Source organism: Mycobacterium riyadhense, from assembly GCF_963853645.1.
Taxonomy (GTDB): domain Bacteria; phylum Actinomycetota; class Actinomycetes; order Mycobacteriales; family Mycobacteriaceae; genus Mycobacterium; species Mycobacterium riyadhense.
In genome coordinates this window covers 1,605,234-1,623,801 of record NZ_OY970456.1, presented here as the reverse complement: position 1 = coordinate 1,623,801, position 18,568 = coordinate 1,605,234, and the positions used below count along the sequence as shown (strand labels likewise).

General features: G+C 63.2%; 17 protein-coding genes, 1 other RNA gene and 3 pseudogenes. 5 read left to right on the top strand and 16 right to left on the bottom strand.

What is annotated here, in order from left to right; translation table 11 throughout:
* Window positions 1-160 precede the first annotated feature (160 nt).
* Together AADZ78_RS07360 and AADZ78_RS07355 are read left to right on the top strand one after the other, a co-directional pair.
* Window positions 161-1,915 carry a serine/threonine-protein kinase gene (locus AADZ78_RS07360; protein WP_085249237.1) on the top strand — a complete coding sequence of 585 codons (1,755 nt, stop codon included), beginning with the start codon at window positions 161-163 and terminating at the stop codon, window positions 1,913-1,915.
* A 91-nt stretch (window positions 1,916-2,006) separates the two neighbouring features.
* Entirely contained in the window at window positions 2,007-3,011 is a 1,005-nt protein-coding gene (locus AADZ78_RS07355; RefSeq protein ID WP_085249236.1) for a glycoside hydrolase family 6 protein, read from the top strand.
* A 2-nt stretch (window positions 3,012-3,013) separates the two neighbouring features.
* On the opposite strand, the gene AADZ78_RS07350 is transcribed toward AADZ78_RS07355, so the two are convergent.
* The 8 genes and pseudogenes from AADZ78_RS07350 to AADZ78_RS07315 form a co-directional block, all read right to left on the bottom strand.
* Complete coding sequence (locus AADZ78_RS07350; RefSeq protein ID WP_085249235.1) at window positions 3,014-4,255, bottom strand: PE domain-containing protein; 1,242 nt, start codon at window positions 4,253-4,255, stop codon at window positions 3,014-3,016.
* Between the two features lie 246 nt (window positions 4,256-4,501).
* Window positions 4,502-4,834, bottom strand: a complete 333-nt coding sequence (locus tag AADZ78_RS07345) for a hypothetical protein (protein ID WP_085249234.1) — start codon at window positions 4,832-4,834, stop codon at window positions 4,502-4,504.
* A 57-nt stretch (window positions 4,835-4,891) separates the two neighbouring features.
* A pseudogene (locus AADZ78_RS07340) lies at window positions 4,892-5,149 on the bottom strand (glycohydrolase toxin TNT-related protein); the annotation flags it as partial.
* 75 nt (window positions 5,150-5,224) lie between these two features.
* Window positions 5,225-5,344 (bottom strand): annotated as a pseudogene (locus AADZ78_RS07335) (PE domain-containing protein); the annotation flags it as partial.
* Between the two features lie 157 nt (window positions 5,345-5,501).
* Entirely contained in the window at window positions 5,502-5,837 is a 336-nt protein-coding gene (locus tag AADZ78_RS07330; RefSeq protein WP_139828540.1) for a hypothetical protein, read from the bottom strand.
* Window positions 5,838-5,895: 58 nt separating this feature from the next.
* Complete coding sequence (locus AADZ78_RS07325; RefSeq protein WP_239656776.1) at window positions 5,896-7,668, bottom strand: TNT domain-containing protein; 1,773 nt, start codon at window positions 7,666-7,668, stop codon at window positions 5,896-5,898.
* 9 nt (window positions 7,669-7,677) lie between these two features.
* Complete coding sequence (locus AADZ78_RS07320; RefSeq protein ID WP_239655231.1) at window positions 7,678-7,986, bottom strand: RNA 2'-phosphotransferase; 309 nt, start codon at window positions 7,984-7,986, stop codon at window positions 7,678-7,680.
* A 127-nt stretch (window positions 7,987-8,113) separates the two neighbouring features.
* Window positions 8,114-8,494 (bottom strand): annotated as a pseudogene (locus AADZ78_RS07315) (hypothetical protein); the annotation flags it as partial.
* On the opposite strand from AADZ78_RS07315, the gene pemK reads away from it, so the two are divergent.
* On the top strand, window positions 8,438-8,758 hold the full coding sequence (gene pemK / locus AADZ78_RS07310; protein WP_083077301.1) for a type II toxin-antitoxin system toxin endoribonuclease PemK: 321 nt from the start codon (window positions 8,438-8,440) through the stop codon (window positions 8,756-8,758). The pseudogene AADZ78_RS07315 and the gene pemK overlap by 57 nt on opposite strands.
* Before the next feature lie 309 nt (window positions 8,759-9,067).
* Here the strand turns inward: pemK and AADZ78_RS07305 are convergent, their stop codons facing one another.
* On the bottom strand, window positions 9,068-10,408 hold the full coding sequence (locus AADZ78_RS07305) for a PE domain-containing protein (RefSeq protein WP_085249231.1): 1,341 nt from the start codon (window positions 10,406-10,408) through the stop codon (window positions 9,068-9,070).
* 386 nt (window positions 10,409-10,794) lie between these two features.
* Here AADZ78_RS07305 and AADZ78_RS07300 point away from each other — a divergent pair, with 386 nt between their 5' ends.
* Window positions 10,795-11,916, top strand: coding sequence for an SDR family oxidoreductase (locus tag AADZ78_RS07300; protein ID WP_204803814.1), 1,122 nt, complete (start codon window positions 10,795-10,797; stop codon window positions 11,914-11,916).
* 180 nt (window positions 11,917-12,096) lie between these two features.
* Here the strand turns inward: AADZ78_RS07300 and ssrA are convergent.
* From ssrA to AADZ78_RS07265, 7 genes are all read right to left on the bottom strand, one after another.
* Window positions 12,097-12,464: a transfer-messenger RNA gene (ssrA, locus tag AADZ78_RS07295) on the bottom strand.
* A gap of 130 nt (window positions 12,465-12,594) precedes the next feature.
* Complete coding sequence (locus tag AADZ78_RS07290; protein WP_085249230.1) at window positions 12,595-13,440, bottom strand: maleylpyruvate isomerase family mycothiol-dependent enzyme; 846 nt, start codon at window positions 13,438-13,440, stop codon at window positions 12,595-12,597.
* 20 nt (window positions 13,441-13,460) lie between these two features.
* A complete protein-coding gene (gene smpB / locus AADZ78_RS07285; RefSeq protein ID WP_085249229.1) occupies window positions 13,461-13,961 on the bottom strand; it encodes an SsrA-binding protein SmpB in 501 nt (166 codons plus the stop codon).
* Between the two features lie 2 nt (window positions 13,962-13,963).
* A complete protein-coding gene (gene ftsX, locus AADZ78_RS07280; RefSeq protein ID WP_085249228.1) occupies window positions 13,964-14,857 on the bottom strand; it encodes a permease-like cell division protein FtsX in 894 nt (297 codons plus the stop codon).
* Window positions 14,858-15,547 (bottom strand): cell division ATP-binding protein FtsE, encoded by a 690-nt coding sequence (gene ftsE / locus AADZ78_RS07275; protein ID WP_085249227.1) that lies wholly within the window; start codon window positions 15,545-15,547, stop codon window positions 14,858-14,860.
* Window positions 15,548-15,591: 44 nt separating this feature from the next.
* Window positions 15,592-16,056: a hypothetical protein gene (locus AADZ78_RS07270; protein WP_085249226.1), complete on the bottom strand. Its 465-nt coding sequence runs from the start codon at window positions 16,054-16,056 to the stop codon at window positions 15,592-15,594.
* Window positions 16,053-16,919 (bottom strand): mechanosensitive ion channel family protein, encoded by an 867-nt coding sequence (locus AADZ78_RS07265; RefSeq protein WP_085249225.1) that lies wholly within the window; start codon window positions 16,917-16,919, stop codon window positions 16,053-16,055. The genes AADZ78_RS07270 and AADZ78_RS07265 overlap by 4 nt, the downstream gene beginning before the upstream one ends.
* Before the next feature lie 160 nt (window positions 16,920-17,079).
* On the opposite strand from AADZ78_RS07265, the gene AADZ78_RS07260 reads away from it, so the two are divergent.
* Window positions 17,080-18,519 (top strand): ISNCY family transposase, encoded by a 1,440-nt coding sequence (locus tag AADZ78_RS07260; protein ID WP_085251832.1) that lies wholly within the window; start codon window positions 17,080-17,082, stop codon window positions 18,517-18,519.
* Window positions 18,520-18,568: the final 49 nt, after the last annotated feature.

Genomic DNA, 18,568 nt, shown 5'->3' with positions numbered 1-18,568 from the left:
CAGCAATAGCTGAATTATTGAAGCACCGGGAATCGCAGCCGTCCCCTCTGACCTGCGGTTTCGGTTCGCGAATCGACGGCTTCACAAGCTCGACGCGGGGGTTCGACTACCCGTCGGCGGAATTCGCTCCCCGGCCGTGCCGGTTTGTAGGCTTTCGGACATGCCGTTCAACAACGGTGAGGTCTTCGCTGGCTACGTAATTCAGCGCTTGCTCGGCACCGGTGGTATGGGTGAGGTTTACCTCGCCCAGCATCCTCGTCTGCCCCGATACGACGCACTGAAGATCTTGTCGTTGGCCGCAACGGCCGACGAGGAATTCCGGGCGAGATTCGAGCGCGAAGCAGAATTGGCAGCCACGCTGTGGCATCCGCACATCGTCGGCGTTCTTGATCGTGGTGAGTTCAACGGCCGGCTCTGGATCTCGATGGAGTACGTAGACGGCGCTGACGCAGGTCGATTGGTTCGGGAGCGACACCAGTGCGGCATGCCGGAAGAAGACGTGGCAGAAATCGTGACAGCGGTCGCTGACGCGCTCGACTTCGGTCACGATCGTCGTCTGCTCCATCGTGACGTCAAGCCCGAGAACATCCTGGTGACCGAGGCCGATGGCCACCGCCGCAGGGTGTTGTTAACCGACTTCGGCATCGCTCGCAGAATCGATGACGTCAGCAACCTCACCGAAGCCAACGTCGCCATAGGAACGATCAGTTACGTGGCCCCCGAGCAACTTTTGGGCAAGCCGCTTGACGGTCGAGCGGATCAATATGCGTTGGCAGCCACGACCTTCCACCTACTAACTGGCGCACCACCTTTTCAAGACCCGAATCGCGCTGTCGTCGTCAGCCACCATCTCGGTACACCACCACCGCGGATATCGCAGCGCCGACCCGATCTCGCGCACCTGGACGCCGTGCTGATAAGGGCGCTGGCCAAAGACCCGCGCCAGCGATACCCGAATTGCATCGACTTTGCCCGAGCGCTCACGCAGCAGGGCCCCGAAGACCGCGGTTCAGGCGATCGTCCATCCACGCAGCGTCTCGAGCGTGTCGTCGTTCATGGGACAGCACGCGGCGTGCAGCAAACCGCGGCCGGTGCTCAAAATCAGGTCGGGATCTTGTCTTTCCAGCTGATCCCATATGACCCGCTCGACGACCGGCGTGCCTACGTTCCCGTCGAGATACAAACTGATCTCGTAGCGGGTCAGCTCGCAGACGGGGATGAGGTCGAGGTCAACGGCGTCTGGGACGGCCACACCCTCGATGCCGACAAAATCGTCAACCTTTCAGCCGTCGCTCGTCCCAAGCGCCACCGGTCCCAGGTCAGGGCCAAATCGCCGCAAGACAGGGCACCGAAAGGCAGAAAGGTCCGGATCGCTGCAGTCGTCGCCGCCGTCGGTGTGATCCTGTTGACCGCGGCGGCGGTGCTGTGGTTCACCGACGGATCCGGTCACTGGACTCGCCCCGGACCGATCGTCAAGCCGGTGAGCGCAACGGTGTTCTCCCCCGACGGTGCCCCCGACAATCCGCAGGACGCCAAGTTGGCGATCGACGGCAACCCGAACACGGCGTGGTCCACCGTTACCTATAAGGACGCCGTCCCATTCCCGAAATTCATCCAAGGAATGGGCCTGTTGCTGCACCTGTCCGAACCGACCGCGCTGAGCGCAGTGACGATCGACGTGTCCAGCACAGGAACCCAGGTGCAGATCCGCTCGTCGCCCACCGACGCGCCCACCAGATTGGCCGACACCAGCGAGCTGACCCCAACCACTTCACTGCAGCCGGGGCATAATCGCGTCGCGGTGCATAACCGGACCAAGACCTCCAATGTGCTGGTGTGGATCTCCACCTTGGGCACCACCGATGGCGCGAGCCGGACGGAAATATCCGAGATCACCCTGCAGGCGGCTGCGTAATCGTCTTCCTGCTAGGCGCCGGATCGCCGATCGCGCCATGACTTGCCGTCGTCGATTGGCGCTCAATGCCCCGGGACGCTAATTTTCTGGGGTGATTTTTTCAGCTGCTGGTGCTTTCGCGCGATGGATCGCCCCTTTCCTCACGGTTGCGGCCGTCGCCGGCCTGGGTTGTCTTGCCGACCCGGCGCGGGTCGGTCCCGCCCCGTCGGTGCGTTTGGCCAGTGACGCCAACCCGTTAGCCGGTATGCCGTTCTACGTCAATCCCAACTCAGCGGCGATGCGGGCCGCGCAGCGCGCCGATCCGCCGAGTCCGGAGTTGACCGCCATCGCCAACACGCCGCAGGCGTACTGGATAGTCCCAGGCTCGTCGGCAACCACGGTCGCGAAGTACGCCGGCGACGCGGCGGCTGCCGGCGCCTTGCCGGTGTTCACGCTCTACGGAATCCCGCACCGCGACTGTGGCAGCTTCGCCGCGGGCGGTTTCGGGTCGGCCCCGGAATACCGAAGCTGGATCGACGGCATCGCCGCCGACCTGGGCTCTTCGCCAGCGGCCGTCATCGTCGAACCCGATGCACTCGCGATGGCCGACTGCCTCTCGGCTGACCAGCGCCAGGAGCGGTACGACTTGATTCGCTATGCCGTCGAGACGCTGACCCACGATCCGGCCGCGGCCGTGTACGTCGACGGCGGTCACTTACGCTGGCACAGCGCCGAGGACATGGCCGCCCGGCTCAATCAGGCCGGTGTCGCCCGCGCACGGGGTTTCAGCCTCAACATCGCGAACTTCTTCACCACCGAGGACGAAATCGGTTACGGCGAGGCGATTTCGGCGCTCACGAATGGTTCGCACTACGTGATCGACACGTCGCGCAACGGCGTCGGACCAGCGCCCGACTCCGCGCTCAACTGGTGCAACCCCAGTGGCCGAGCACTGGGCACCCCGCCTACCGCGGCTACCGCAGGCGCGCACGCCGACGCCTACTTGTGGATCAAACGTCCCGGTGAATCCGACGGAACATGCGACAAAGGTGATCCGCCGGCGGGCACCTTCGTGAGTCAGTACGCCATCGATCTGGCCCGCAAGGCTGGCCAGTAGGTTCAGGCCGCGATACCCAGCTGCTGGTTGATCTGCGGCCAGTAGAGCAAACCGCCCGGGGTAAGCAGAATCCAATCGTGAATTTGCCAGTTGGCCAGTACGAAGCTCATTGGGGCCCCTTGGGCTACGGCTGCTTGCTCGAGGACCAATGCGTCGACTGCGAGCGGATCCAGCGAGCCCGAGTAGACATACGTCGGCGGAAGTCCGCTCAGTGACCCATACAGCGGACTCACCCGATAGTCGTTTACCGCAAGATTGCCTGCCCAGACCTTGCCGATCCCCCCAGTCCCCACATCTAGCCACGGAGACAGCAACACCATGGACGCCGGTACCGGGTCACCCTGGCTCACCATGAGTTGAACGGCCGCTAAGGCGAGATTGCCGCCCGCGGAGTCACCGATCACGCTCACGTTGGAAGCCCCGTGTTGAGCGATTTGCGAAGAGATGAGGCCAGCCATTGTCGGTACCACCGTCCCGGCGGTACCTCCCTCCTGTACCAACGGGTAAATCGGCACCTGTACCGTCGCGCCGGTCTGGTAGGCCGTCACCGAGTAATTGATCCAGTGGAAGAACGACGGCGGAAAGATAAACGCGCCACCATGAATGGCAACCACGTATTCGCCGGTCGGATGGGCCGGCGTGATCTGCACGACGCTCATCCCCTCATACGTGGTGTATTGGACGGTTTGTCCCAGCAGCGAATTCAACAACGGTGGCGGGGAGTTGCCGATAAACCACGATAGCGGCGGGATGTCGCTGGCGATCAGCCGCAAAAGCGGATTGTTCGGCAGCGCAAATTGGGTTTCGAGCGCGGACAAATCCAGGAGGGATTTTACCGGCCACGCCGCAGTTACGATCGTGTTGGCCGTCCCGGTGAATCCGGTGGTCAGTGCCGTGGCGGCCTGCTGCATTTCCTGCTGAACGCCTAGGAACGCCTGCCCTAAGGCCGCCAACGGCTCGGCGTTGGCCGCCTCGGCGGCGGCATACGCCCCGCCCGCGCCGGTCAATGCCTGCACAAACCGCTCATGAAACCCCGCCGCCTGTGCGCTGAGAGCCTGATAGCCCTGGCCGTGCGCGGAAAACAAAGCCGCGATCGCCGCTGACACCTCGTCCTCGGCGGCAGCTAACACCGCCGTGGTCGCATTTACGGCGCCCTGGTTTGCGGTCGCGACAGCCGATGCAATCGAAGCCACATCCGTGGCCGCGGCGGACACCACCTCGGGCAACGCAACAAGATACGACACCGGGCCACTCCCACCACCTCAGGGCAACCTCCGAAGTTGCCCAGCTGCTATCGATCGTCGGGTAGCCGGAGCCTATGCCGACGCCGAGGGGTCGGGTGGGCAGTTTGCAAGGATTGCGTGTCGACCGGTGTAGCGCTCAGGCCGTCGCCATCGCCGCTGTCTTCGATCGTGGCTTCCAAACTGGTGTGGTCGTATACGCAGTTATCCCAGCCAAGGCCCCAAGCCCACCGCTCTCGGGAGCCAATGTCATAGCGCTTCACCAATGTCGGGCAGTAAGGCAACGTCCTCTGGCTGACCATTACGGAAAATGGTGGCGAGTTCACGCACCCGCCTCTTCGCCCAATCAATATCGAATTGACTCAATACCTGATATTCGTACTTGAAGCGTTCTGCGCGATCGCCCACCAGTTTGGCTGCTTCACGAGTGACAACGCCTTCGCAGTACCAATAAAGCAGGTCATCGAGGCTGCCCACCCGGTCGAAGCCGAGTTTTCCTCGCCCGTAGAAAGCGAAATGGTATGAGTCGTCGTCGCCGACATAGATATTCAGGCCATCTCTTGTTAGGAAGCCGACGGACATGGGAGAACCCCGAGCTTTTCCGACAACCGATTTATCTCAGTTTGAAGTTGCGCAGATTTATCTTCCAAGACGCGGTCCGTATTCATCCAGGATTCCCCTGTCTACCAGCTCTTTTACGCTTACTTTCACGCCATCTGGACCTACTATCATGTATTGAACCGTGCCGGGCGACGGCGTCTGTCCATAATACGGTTGTACGGGTCCTTTTACGATTTGCCAGCCCGGAGGCAGTGGCATTCCAGTCACCATGTATCGGTTGTAAGCCGCGCCAACCGATTCCGGCGCCAAGGCACGATCCGCGAAAGGGGCGCCGTCGCGTATGGCACGACTCAACACGGGCGCAGCAAAGAGATTGAGCCGCAATCGAACTCATAACTGAGGAGTCGGGGTTAACACCGCCGTGGTGGCACTTGCGGCGCCCTGATTTGCCGACGCGACCGCCGCACCAATCGACGCCACGTCCGTGGCCGCGGTGGACATCACCTCGGGCAACGCAACGAGATACGACACCGGGCCACTCCCGCCACCTCAGGGCAACCGCTGAAGTTGCCCAGCCGATACCGATCGCCGAGCAGCTCCGATGAGTTTGCGACAATCGCTTCGGCGCAAGGGTTTTCAGCCTCCAGACCAGCGTCGTAGCGTGCCCGCACAACCGCGTGAGCCGGTGTCATAGCGCTTCACCGATGTCGGGAAGTAACGCAATGTCCTCTGGCTGGCCGCATCGGCGAAATAATGCCGCTGTCTCCCGAACATTTCGCTTAGCCCAATCACCGTTGAAACTACTTAACACCTCGTACTCGTATTTAAAGCGTTCTGATCGGTCTCCCACTCGTTTGGCCGCTTGGCTTGTCACCACCGCTTGGGTGTACCAGAAGAGAAGATCATCGAGACTCCCCGACCGGTCAAAACCGAGTTCCCCTCGCTCCCAGAAAGTGAAATGATATAAGCCGTCGTCGGCGATGTAAATATTAAGGTCATCTTTTGTTCGGAACCCGACACGCATGGAACGAACCCCGAGCCTTTCCGACAACCGATTTATCTCAGTTTGAAGCTCCGCAGATTTATCTTCCAAGACGCGGTCCGTATTCATCCAATATGCCTAACCTGACTAGCTCCCATACGGTCGGTTTCACGCCATCTGGACCCACGATCATGTATTGAAGGGTGCGGGGCGACGGCGTCTGCCCATAATACGGTTGCACGGGTCCTTCTACGATTTGCCAGCCCGGAGGCAGGGGCTTTCCAGTCACCATGTATCGGTTGTAAGCCCCGCCAACCGATTCCGGCGCCAAGGCGCGATCTGCGAAAGGGGTGCCATCAGGTGCCAGATAGCGCCCATACTCGGATCCGAACCGGTCGATGATGGCACCCTCGGGCAGCTGTGCAGGCTGCGGAACAAAGCCCGGCGGAAAACCATCATCCAAAGGGTAGTTGCGCGCTTGTGGGGTGCCGAATTGGGACGCAAAGTCGTCCCATGCCATTCCGCCTGTGGGCTCCCAGCCCCGCACAATGGCCAAGGGCGCACCGCCTTCGGTGACGGTTTCTGCGGGAAGTCCTGTTCGAATGGCGGCTCCCTCGCCGCCGAAGAACAGCCCGGGCAGCGTGGTGGCGGCATCGGAGACTTTGGCGCCCAGAAAGTAGGCCGGGCTGGGTGAGTCCAACGCGTCCTTGACTTCCCCGATCGCCGACCCGATCGGGTTTTGCACCGTCTCGACGGTGCCCTCGAGCATCCGCTGCCACGACTCGAGCACCCCAGGCGCCCCAGGCCCGCCCTGCCCGAAAAGGTTTTTGATCCCCTGCTCGGTCGCACGCCAACGATCACCAAACCCCTCACCGAACCCCGGCGCCGGCGGCCGCGGCGGCTCGGGCACAACATAGTTAGGCATACCCTCGTCGATCCAACGCTGGGCGCGCGCCACAATCTCGTTCAGCCGCGCCTCGACCTGACCCGGCGCCACACCATCGGCGATCATGGTGGGGCGCACCAGCGCCTTGAACCTCTCCACCTCTGCAGCACTCGGCCGAGGCGGCCGCACCCCCGAGACAACGGGTTGGTGAACCCGGCTCAACAGATCCGGCACACTGCCCGGCGCCGGCTCCTGGCCACCAGCGCCGGTTGGCTGAGTCCTCTCGGTCGGCAGCAACAGGTCGCGCAGCGACGGCGGCTCACCCCCGCCACCCGCGGAAACCAGCGGGCCCTCAGCCGGGACCCCACCTGGCCCGGCCTCGGCGGGCCCGCCGGGCAACAGCATCTCTTGCCACGTCCGCGGCCTACCCCCAGACACATCGGGCACGCCTTGCCGCGGTACGACACCGCCCGGCCGGACGCCCACACCATCCAAAGAGACTTCACCGACCGCCGCCCCAATCGCGGTGGCCAACTCGTGATCGGCAGCGTGCGCATGCACCTTGCACGCGGTCAATTCGTCCTGCAACACCTGCTGCTCGGCGGCCAACCCGATCGGATCGCGCCCAATCCAGGCATCACCCACCTCGATGCGCCAATCCGACGTAATCGTCCAGCCGTTCACAGCAGCGGCCCGCTCAACATCCTCCAACTCACGCTTGCACGCACTCACATCCGCCTCGGCACGCGACACCGCCGCCGCCACCCGCTGCGACTCCACACCGTCGGCCTCAATGTCGCGGCGAATCCTGCCCACATCGGCGCGAAAAGCCTCCCCCGCCTCCCCCTGCCACTCAGCCAAAACACGGTGCGCCTGATCCAAGCCATCCCCCAGGCGCTGCAACGTAGCAGCACGCCCGCTGGCCGTCTCAAACACCATCTGGATCGCACCCAGATCCCAGCGCTTGACATCACCAGGAGTCAACACCCCCACCCGCTACCCCGACCCCCGCACCGACCCCAACACCCCGGCCGAACCGTCCTCATTCGCGGCGTAACTGACCAACGCCTCAGCCACACACGACCCCAACCCGCCCACCCGCAGCTTGTGCTGAGCGTGCCGGGCCTCCCACCGCACCGCCAGATCGCCCAACGCCAGTCGCGAGGACCCAACCCAACCCGACACCGCCTCGGCCAACCCATCCTCATGGCCAACGAAATCCACAGCGGCCTCACCCACCGCATCGAGCACCTGGTTGCTCCCAACATGCAGCGCGACAAGATCGACATTCAACTCCCCCGCCACAACAACCCCCTTAATCGGTCGGTGGCAGTGCGCGGTGAAGCCTAGCCCGCCTGATCGCGCCACACCCCTCACCCCAACCTGCCTCTTTGCTTCAGACCCCTGCCGGACCTGCTATTACTCAGAGCTACCGAGAATCGAATACGCGAAGGGCGTAGACGGCGTCAAAGGAATGAGGCGGCGAACACAGCCATTGAGGTCCCGACCGCATGTCGAACAATTGCTCGACGATTGTGCAACACCGGCGTATCGTCGTACTCATGGCGGCGACCATCGGCTTCCGACCTACCGAAACGGATGAACAGATCATCAGGGCCGCGATGCGCAGCGGCGAGCGCAAGAGCGACGTCATCCGGCGGGCACTGCAGCTGCTCGAACGGGAAGTGTGGATCAAACAGGCTCGCACCGACGCTGAGCGACTTCGAGACGAGGACGTCTCCACCGAACCGGACGCGTGGTGATCCGGGGAGCGGTGTACAGGGTTGACTTCGGCGATGCAAAGCGAGGGCATGAGCAACGCGGGCGGCGCTACGCCGTGGTCATCAGTCCCGGCTCGATGCCGTGGAGTGTCGTAACTGTAGTACCGACGTCGACAAGTGCCCAACCTGCGGTCTTCCGCCCAGAGCTGGAAATCATGGGAACAAAGACGCGGTTCCTGGTCGACCAGATCCGGACGATCGACATCGTCTATGTGCACGGCGATCCCGTCGACTATCTGGACCGTGACGAAATGGCCAAAGTGGAACACGCAGTGGCGCGATACCTCGGTCTGTGACGGCCGTCGCAGCCCGAAAAGGGGCCACTGACCTGACCCGTCGAAAGTGGAGTTGCCGGGAATCGAATCTGTCGCAAAATCGCGCTGAACTGCGGAAATGTCGAATCTGACGACGCGAAAGTACACAAAGCGACGCGAAATGACATGGGAACGCGGGAAGGGTGTTGATGGCATCAACCACGGATCGCAACGGCCACTGACGGTCCATCGGCCCGCAGCTCGGGAATGATGCCACCGACCTCCATCGGGAACGGAACGGTAACTGGCGCCAGGTCCGCGAAGTCGCCACCAAATGTCACCGTCAGGCAATCAGGCCGCAATACCGAGTTGCTGGTTGATCTGCGGCCAGTAGAGCAAACCGCCCGGGGTGAACAGCACCCAGTCGTGTATCTGGAAGTCGGCCAGTGTGAAGCTGAACGGGGCCCCTTGGGCGATGGCTGCTTCCTGGAGGACAGACGCCTGGGCTTCGAGTGGATCCCATGAACCCGAGTAGACATACGTCGGCGGAAGTCCGCTAAGTGACCCATACAGCGGACTCACCAGATAGTTGTTCAATGGCAGATTGCCTGCCCACATGTTGGCGATCCCCAGAGTGAACGCGTCACGCCACGGAGACCCTACGTCTAGCCACGGGGACAGCAACACCATGCGCGACGGTACGGGGTCACCCTGGCCCACCATGTATTGGACGGACGCTAGCGCGAGGTTGCCGCCCGCGGAGTCGCCGATCACGCTGACGTTGGAGGCCCCATGTTGAGCGATTTGCGAGGAGATGAGGCCCGCCATTTTGGGCACAACCACGCCGGCGGTACCTCCTTGCCACACCAACGGGTAAATCGGCACTTGCACGGTCGCGCCGGTCATGTTGGCCGTCACTGAGTAATTGATCCAGTGGAAGATTGAGGGCGGAAGGATAAACCCGCCACCATGAATCGCAACTACGTATTCGCCACTTGGATGAGCCGGCGTGATCTGCACGACGCTCATTCCGTCATACATGGCGTACTGGACCGTTTGGCCCATTAGCCAAGTCAAATACGGTGACGGGGCGTTGCCGATGTACCACGCTAACGGCGGGACTTCGAGCAGCCGCCAAAGCGGATTATCTGCCGCTGCAAGTGGAGTTTCGAGTCCGGACAAACTCAGAAGGGGTTTTACCGGCCACAGCGCAGCGGATTGAAGTCTGTTTGCCAGCGACGGCAGGTCGGTGAAGGTCGCTACCTGCGTTGCCGCGAAAGGTGGTCCAGCCGGTGCACCGAAGATTGCGGTGACCACCGTGCCGGCAACTCGGGCGAACCCGGTGGCCAGGTTCGTGGGTGCCTGCAGGATTTCCTGCTCAACCAGTTCAAAGGCCTCCAAAAGGGACGCGTTTGCCGCCTCGGCGGCGGCATATGCCCCAGTCGCGCCGGTCAACGCCTGCACAAACTGCGCATGAAATGACACCGCCTGTGCGCTAAAAGCTTGATAGCCCTGGCCGTGGGCGGAAAACAAAGCCGCGATCGCCGCTGATATCTCGTCCGCGGCGGCGGCGAATACCCCGGTGGTGGCAGCGGCCACACCCTGGCTTGCTGTTGCGACCACCGAACCAATCGATGCCACGTCCGCGGCCGCGGCGGACATCATCGCGGGCAACGCAGTGACATACGACACCGTGCCGCTCCCACTACCTCAGGGCTGCCTGGCTGCCCGGCGAATACCGATCGCCGAGTAGCCGCAGCTTATGCCTACGCCGAGGAGCGACGGAGCAGTTTGCCAAAAGATGGACACAAGAACGTCAGGCTTACGACACCGAGCTGTCAACCGGCGCTGCGCCCAGACCGCCGCGGTCATAGCAGAAGGCGGTCAAGGTCCGAGCGACCGAAGTCGGTGTCGATGCTGTCCCTGAGCAGTGCTGCGAGTTTCGCGTTCTGTTTCCATGTCAGGTAGGTGAGATCCCAAGGCAATACGCTATGGGGCGGCAAGGACAAGGCCCTGTGGAAATGATCACCCTCGTCGAAGTGGTCGACCCCCTCAGCTGACCAGAGAGGATCACCGGCATGAACACGTCACCGACGGCGATCGACCCGGAAGCGCCGGTCCTCGTCACGGGTGCCAGCGGCTACATCGGCAGCTGGATCGTCCGATTGCTCCTCGAAGCGGGACGCACTGTCCACGGCACGGTGCGTAACCCGCAGAAGACTTCCGGTTTGGCGCATCTGCACAAGCTCTCAGACGATCATCCCGGTCGGCTCCGACTGTTCAAGGCAGACCTGCTCGAACGCGCCAGCTTTGACGAGGCGATGGACGGATGCGAACTCGTCATGCACACCGCATCGCCATTTCTGCTCTCTGGGTTCAAGGATCCGCAGGAAGCGCTCGTGCGCCCGGCGCTGGAAGGCACCCGCAACGTGCTGGACTCGGTCAACCGCACGCAATCCGTCAAGCGCGTGGTGCTGACCAGCAGCGTGGTCGCGATCTACGGCGATGTCTGTGAGTCTCGTGATGTTCCCGGCGGCGTCTTCACCGACGAACACTGGAACACCACCAGCAGCGTTGACCACCAACCGTATCCGTATTCCAAGACAGTGGCCGAGCGGGAGGCGTGGCGCTACGTTAAGGCGCAGCTGCGCTGGGACATGGTCACCATTCACCCCGGCCTGGTCCTAGGGCCTGCCCTGACCACCGCCAGCGACTCCGCGAGCCTGAGCACAATGAAGCAGTTCACCGACGGCACCCTGCTCACCGGAGCTCCCGCGTTGACCATGGGTGTGGTGGACGTGCGTGATGTGGCCGATGCTCATCTGCGTGCCGGCTTCACCCCCGAGGCCCACGGCCGTTACATCGTCAACGCGGATTCGCTGACTCTGCTGCAGGTCGGCAAGATGCTGCGCCGCCGGTACGGCCCGCTCTATCCGTTCCCGAGGACGACAACGCCCAAAGTGGTGGTGAAGGCCGTCGCACCCATTGTGGGGCTGACGCGAAAGTTCGTCGACCGCAACGTGGGTTATCCGCTGGCATTCGATAACAGCCGCAGCCTAGACGAGCTGGGACTGACCTATCGGCCCGTCGAGCAGACGGTCACCGAGCACTTCCAACAGATGCTCGATGACGGTCTGGTCCGCCGCAGGCCCGGTAGCCGACCGAGCGGATCGCACAGCTCAGCACCCACTCGACGGTAGGACCGAAATATCCAGCGAGATCGTCGTTTTCGATGCAACCGGCTACTCCCTCGCGACTTGCGGGCTGCACGCTGTAACGAAAGTCAGCACTTCGCCGCCGGTGGCTCGCCCATCGACGGCAATCGCATGCCCGCGCAGGGCGACATTGCGGGAAAGGATGCCTTTCGAACTGCGGTCATGTGGTGGAGCTGCCGGGAATCGAACCCGGGTCCTACGGCATTCCCTCAAGGCTTCTCCGTGCGCAGTTCGCTATGTCTCTGCTCGGATCTCCCGGTCACGCGAACTAGCCGAGATGACGATCCCAGTCGCTGTTGGTGTCCCGATGAGTCCCGCGACCGAACTCATCGGTGGATCCCTCTAGATGACGCCAGGATCCGGGTCGAGGGCTTTCCCGGTCTGACGGACTTGCTGTCGCTTAGGCAGCGAGAGCGAAGTCGCGCTGAGTGTTCTCGGCGCTTAATTGGTTGCAACGACGCTTACGGTGGTCTCTTGCCTGCACCGGCACGCTTCCCTTGATTCGATGCGCGAAGTCGAAACCGTTCAGCCCCTCGCATCCCCGCCGACTTTCGGCAGGACAACCCATGGTACGCCAACCCGATCAGGGCGAGCGTCGACTTGTTGGGTGGAAAACCCCGGTTCCAGCCCAACAACTCGACGGTCGAGCGCGCAGGGCCACGGTCAGATCACGAAGTTCAGCCGCTCGACAATCCGCCCAGCAACATCCCGGTCGCCATCGAGCTCGACATCCGGAGAGCGCCCAGGGCACAGAGGGCGCCCGCCAGCAAGCCTGGTGAACTGCAGCCCGTCCAGCCGGATCGTCGCCGTCGGCTCCTGCCCGCCGAAGTCGTCGACCACCTGGGCGCGCCCGTCGACGGAGACGCGGATGCTGCGGGCCAGCGGACCGGTCAGCTCGAACAGGACGCGCGAGCCGTTGGGCGCCTTCCCGAGCTTGCCGACGACGAACCCCATCGTGGACGAGATCTCGTCGAGCGCCAGTTGGAACGCCGGCCCATCGAGCTCGGCATCGGAAGATGGCCGCCCTAACCCCACACGAATGTCTTGCTCATGCATCCAGCAGTCGAAGACCCGCACCCGCATGAACCGCCCGTAGCTGTCCGGTCCCCCCGGCGTCACGGTCACGGCGTTCCAGTCCTCGTCGGACATGCTCTCCAGCGCCTTGCGCCGGTCGTTGGTCACCGCACGAAACCGCGCAACCAGCTCGGCGCTCGACTCCCCGCTGAGATGGCGCACCCAGCACTCATTCATCGCTCCGATGTCGTTGCGCACATGCTCAAGCGTCTTGACGTCGATGTCCGGTTGGGGTGCGGCGATTCCGGCCAGGAACGACTCGGTACCGATGATGTGCGATACCACGGCTTTCACATCCCAGCCGGGCAGCGCCGACGGCGCCTGCCAGTCCGTTTCGGCCAGCCCGTCCAGCAGAACGCCGATGTCGTCCCATACGGCGAAAAGGCCAGCTAGTACATCGGATTTGTCGACTTTGGTGACGGGACGATCGGCCATGGTCGAATAGTAGGCCCGACTCACATGCCCTTGGCTCGGCGCCCCAACTCGCGCAGCACTTCGCGCTGGGCGTCGCGGCGGGCCATGTCCTGACGCTTGTCGTGGGCTTGCTTACCGCGCGCCAACGCGAGTTCGACCTTGACCTTGCCCTCAAAGAAGTACAGCGACAACGGCACCAACGCGAAGTTGCCTTCGCGGATCTTGCCGATCAGGGTGTCGATCTGGCGGCGGTGCAACAGCAGCTTGCGGTTGCGTCGCGGGTCGTGGTTGGTCCAGCTGCCGTGCTGGTACTCGGGAATGTGCAGGTTGCGCAGCCAGATTTCACCGTCGTCGACGGTGGCGAACGCGTCGACCAGGGACGCGTGCCCCTCCCGCAGGCTCTTCACCTCAGTCCCCTGCAGTGAGACGCCGGCTTCATACACCTCGATGATCGAGTAGTTGTGACGGGCTTTGCGGTTGCTGGCGATGATCTGTTTGCCAGTCCCCCTAGTCCCCTTAGCCGCGCCAGGCTTCTTGGACACCGCTACCGCCGTACGTATATGCGCAACGTTATGTATGCCGTCACGCCGGCCATCGCCACGCCCAGCAAGAGCAGGAATGGGGAGATATAGAGAATGTCGGCATAGTCGACTCGGGCTATCAGATTTGCTTGATAGAACTGGTTGAGCGCATTGTCCAGGAACAACGCCCGCACCAACATCAAGCCGGCGATCGCGATGGCGACACCAAAAGTCGCGGCCAGCGTCGCCTCCACCAGAAAGGGCAACTGGGTATACCAGCGGCTCGCGCCGACCAGGCGCATGATGCCGATCTCGGTGCGCCGCGTATAGGCGGCCACTTGGACCATGTTGGCGATCAACAGAATCGCACCGATGGCCTGAACCAACGCAACGGCGAACGCCGCCTTACTCAAACCGTCTAGCACCGCGAACAATCGGTCGATCAAATCCTTCTGATTGAGCACCGACAGCACCCCAGGCTGACCCTGCATCGCGGTGTCGAAGTCTTTGTGCTGCTCGGGGTTGTTCAGCTTGACGATGAACGATGCCGGGAAGGAATCCTTGCCGGCGACGTCCTTGTACTGCGGAAACTTCCGGATGGCATCGTCGTAGGCCTGCTGACGGTTGAGAAACCGCACGGATTTGACGTCTTGCCGTCCTTCGATCCGCTCTCGCAGCGCCTTGCACGGGTTGGCGTCGCAGGACGGGTCGTTGGAGGAGACGTCGTCGGTGAGGAACACCTGTGTCTCGACCCGGTCGAGGTAAATGGCCCGAGAGTGGTCGGCCAGCAGAACCACCAACAGACCGCCACCGAACAGGCCGATCGAGATCGCTGTCGTCAGGATCATCGCGATCGTCATGGTGACATTGCGACGAAAGCCGGTCAGGACCTCGTTGAGCAGGAAGCCGAATCGCACCTAGCGATCCATCCCGTAGACACCACGCTGTTCGTCGCGAACCAGCCTGCCCAGCGACAACTCGACCACCCGCTGCCGCATCGAGTCGACGATGTGGTGGTCGTGTGTCGCCATCAGCACCGTCGTTCCGGTGCGGTTGATCCGCTCCAACAAATCCATGATGTCCTTACTGGTATCTGGGTCGAGGTTGCCAGTGGGCTCGTCGGCCAGTAACACCAGCGGCCGGTTGACAAATGCGCGGGCGATTGCGACGCGCTGCTGCTCGCCGCCGGACAACTCGTTGGGCAGCCGGTTGGCCTTGCCCGACAAACCGACCGTTTCGAGCACTTCGGGCACTACCCGGTTGATGGCGTCGGTGCGTTTGCCGATCACCTCCAGCGCGAAGGCGACGTTGTCGTACACAGTCTTTTGCTGCAGCAACCGGAAGTCCTGGAAGACGCAGCCGATCACCTGACGCAGTTTCGGCACCTGGCGGCCGCGGAGCTTGTTGACATGAAACTTCGAGACTCGGATGTCGCCGGTTGTCGGCGTGTCCGCGGCCAGCAGCAGCCGCATGAATGTCGACTTACCCGAACCCGACGGGCCGATCAGGAAGACGAACTCACCCTTGTCGATTTTGACGTTGACGTCATCCAGCGCCGGACGTGCCGACGATTTGTACTGCTTGGTGACATGGTCCAGGGTGATCATCACGGCACGCCAGTGTAGCGGTGCGATTCGCTGGCACGCGAAATTCAGCTAGCCGGGGGCGTCGGGCTGGGCGCCGGGCCCGGCCTGGGCTCCGGCGGCGGGGTGGTGTTCGGGGGACAGAAGGGCGGCGGCAGCACGCACGGCGGCGACGGCAGGGTGAACGGCGGCGGGGTGGTCGTGGTGGTCGAGGGCGGCACGGTGGTGGGAGGGGGCGGCGTGGTGGTGGTCGGGATCCTCGTCACGGGGGGTGCCGGCTGCTCCACTCGGGTGCGGGGCACCCAGGTGTAGTTGGGGTCCGGCACGAAACCCGGCGGCACCACCTGCGCGGGCGGCGTGGTGCTACGGGGCGGCTCTTGCGGGCGGTAGGTCTCGTAGACCCACCAGACCGCGAGGAATGCAACGATCAACGCCAAGGTCGAGGTGCGTACCCGGCCCCCAAACAAATGGGTCGGCCAGCGTCGTTTCTCGTCTTCGCGACGCTTCGCAAAGACGTTCAGCGTGACCTTCACCGCTGTGGCATCGCTGGATCGTCAACAACACCCACCGTCGCATCGGCCGCGGTGACGATGCCGGCGCGGGCCAGCGCCCGGATGACCAGCACTCGCAACTGCCGGCCAGCCTCAAACTGCTTGCCGGGCAGCGTACGGGCCACCAACCGCAATGTGACGGTGTCGATTTCGATGCGTTCCACCCCCATCACCGTGGGTGCGTCCAGCAGCAACTCCCCCAGCGCCGCATTGTCACGGGCGTGTTCGCACTCCTGGTGCAAGACCTCGTTGACCCGGTTGAGGTCGGCACTGGTGGAGACCGGGATGTCCACCACCGCGCGTGCCCAGTCCTTGCTGAGATTGACCGACTTGACGATCTGGCCGTTCGGAACGGTGAACACCTCGCCGTCGGGCGAACGCAACTTGGTGACCCGCAACGTCACGTTCTCGACGGTGCCGGTCGCATCCGTCGTCGACCCCTGAATGGTGAGCTTGACGAGGTCTCCGAAGCCGTATTGCCGCTCGACGATGATGAAGAAGCCGGCGAGCAGATCCTTGACCAGTTGTTGGGCACCAAAACCCAGTGCCGCACCGAGCACGGTCGCCGGCGCGATCAGCCCACCCACCGACAATTGCAGGACGTCGGCGATCTGCATGACGACCACGATCGCGATGATGACGATCGACACCCAGGAGATCACCGACGCAACGGCCTGGCGGTGTTTGGTTGCCTCGGAGCGCACCAACGCATCGCTTTCAGCAAAGCCGATGTCGAGCTGCTTGGTCACTCGTTGCGCCACCCAATTGACGAATCGGGCCGCAAGCACCGCCGCAATGAGCAACATGACGATGCGCAGACCCCTGGTGATGATCCATTCGCCGATCTGGCCGCGCCAGAAGTCATGCCACCGCTGCGGCCAGGAAGCCCCCCAGAAGGCCCTAGCTACTTCGACCTGAAAAAGTCGGCGCGTTGATCCGCGGGTTGATGGTGCTGAACAGGAAAGATGGCCTCAAGCCCTTGTTGCGGAAGGGATTGAGGCCATCGTGTTTCGTACTGTAGGCGATCAGGTGTCGCTTTGGGAGGCAGTGCTTCCCGCGGAGTTGTTGAAGTTGCCCGATGAGTTGGCGCGGGTCGATGGGCTGCTCGATGATCCGGTGTTCTTCGCCCCGTTCGAGCCGTTCTTCGATACACGGATCGGGCGTCCGTCCACGCCGATGGAGACCTATCTGCGGTTGATGTTCTTGAAGTTCCGTTACCGGCTGGGCTATGAGTCGCTGTGCCGAGAAGTCGCGGATTCGATCACTTGGCGCCGGTTCTGCCGGATCGGACTGGATGGGTCGGTGCCGCATCCGACCACGTTGATGAAGCTGACCACCCGGTGTGGCAGTGCGGCGGTCGACGGGCTCAATGAGGTGCTGTTGGCCAAGGCGGCTGAGGCGAAGTTGTTGCGTACTAATCGGATTCGGGTGGATACCACGGTGGTGCCGGCTAATGTGGCCTATCCGACCGATTCGAGTCTGCTGGCCAAGGCGACGCGCCGGATCGCCGGGATCGGCAAGCGGATCCAGGCCGCTGGGGGCGCGGTGCGCACCCAGCTGCGGGACCGCTCCCGCGCGGCGGGCAAGCGCGCGCACGCGATCGCGTCGAAACTGCGCTCTCGCGCCGCGCTGGGCCGCGACGAGGCCAAGGCCGCGGTGCTGACCAGCACCGGGGAGCTGGCTGTGCTGGCCAAAACCGCGGCGCGCGAGGCCGAGCGGCTACTGGTCAACGCCAAGCGGGCGGTGCGCCGGGCCCAGGTCAAAGCTGCCGACCTGCGCGCCCGCGGCGAGCATGATGCAGCAGCCGGCCGGCGACGTGGCCGGCTGGTGCGTGCGGTCAACGACCTGGCCAAACTGCTGGAAGCGACGCGGCAGATCGTGGCGCAGACCCAGCAGCGCGTCGCCGGGCACATCCCGGACGGGGCGAGTCGGCGGGTCAGCCTTCACGACGGCGATGCCCGCCCGATCGCCAAGGGCAGGCTGGGCCGGCCGGTCGAGTTCGGGCACAAGGCCCAGATCGTCGACAACGACGACGGCATCGTCCTGGACCACCGTGTGGAGCAAGGCAATCCACCCGACGCGCCGCAACTAGCGCCCGCGGTCAAACGGGTCACCAAACGCGCCCGGCGTACCCCGGGCACCGTCACCGCCGACCGCGGCTACGGCGAGGAACGCGTCGAAAACGACCTGCACGACCTCGGTGTACGTACGGTCGTGATACCGCGAAAAGGCAAACCCGGCAAGGCTCGGCAAGCCGAGGAACACCGGCCAGCCTTCCGACGAACAATCAAGTGGCGCACCGGCAGCGAAGGCCGCATCAGCACTCTCAAACGAAACTACGGTTGGAGCCGCTCCTCCATCGATGGCACCGAAGGAACCCGAATCTGGACCGGACACGGCGTCCTCGCCCACAACCTAGTCAAGATCAGCGGCCTCGCAGCATGACCCGACGCCCCAAAGCACGGATCTCTGCCTCCACAGTCACGCGGTATTC

What these genes read in the sequence shown, in the direction of transcription:
- AADZ78_RS07360 (WP_085249237.1), top strand. Translation starts at nt 161, where the DNA reads ATGCCGTTCAACAACGGTGAGGTCTTCGCTGGCTACGTAATTCAGCGC.
- AADZ78_RS07345 (WP_085249234.1), bottom strand. Translation starts at nt 4,834, where the DNA reads ATGTCCGTCGGCTTCCTAACAAGAGATGGCCTGAATATCTATGTCGGC.
- AADZ78_RS07330 (WP_139828540.1), bottom strand. Translation starts at nt 5,837, where the DNA reads ATGCGTGTCGGGTTCCGAACAAAAGATGACCTTAATATTTACATCGCC.
- AADZ78_RS07300 (WP_204803814.1), top strand. Translation starts at nt 10,795, where the DNA reads ATGAACACGTCACCGACGGCGATCGACCCGGAAGCGCCGGTCCTCGTC.
- AADZ78_RS07290 (WP_085249230.1), bottom strand. Translation starts at nt 13,440, where the DNA reads ATGGCCGATCGTCCCGTCACCAAAGTCGACAAATCCGATGTACTAGCT.
- ftsE (WP_085249227.1), bottom strand. Translation starts at nt 15,547, where the DNA reads ATGATCACCCTGGACCATGTCACCAAGCAGTACAAATCGTCGGCACGT.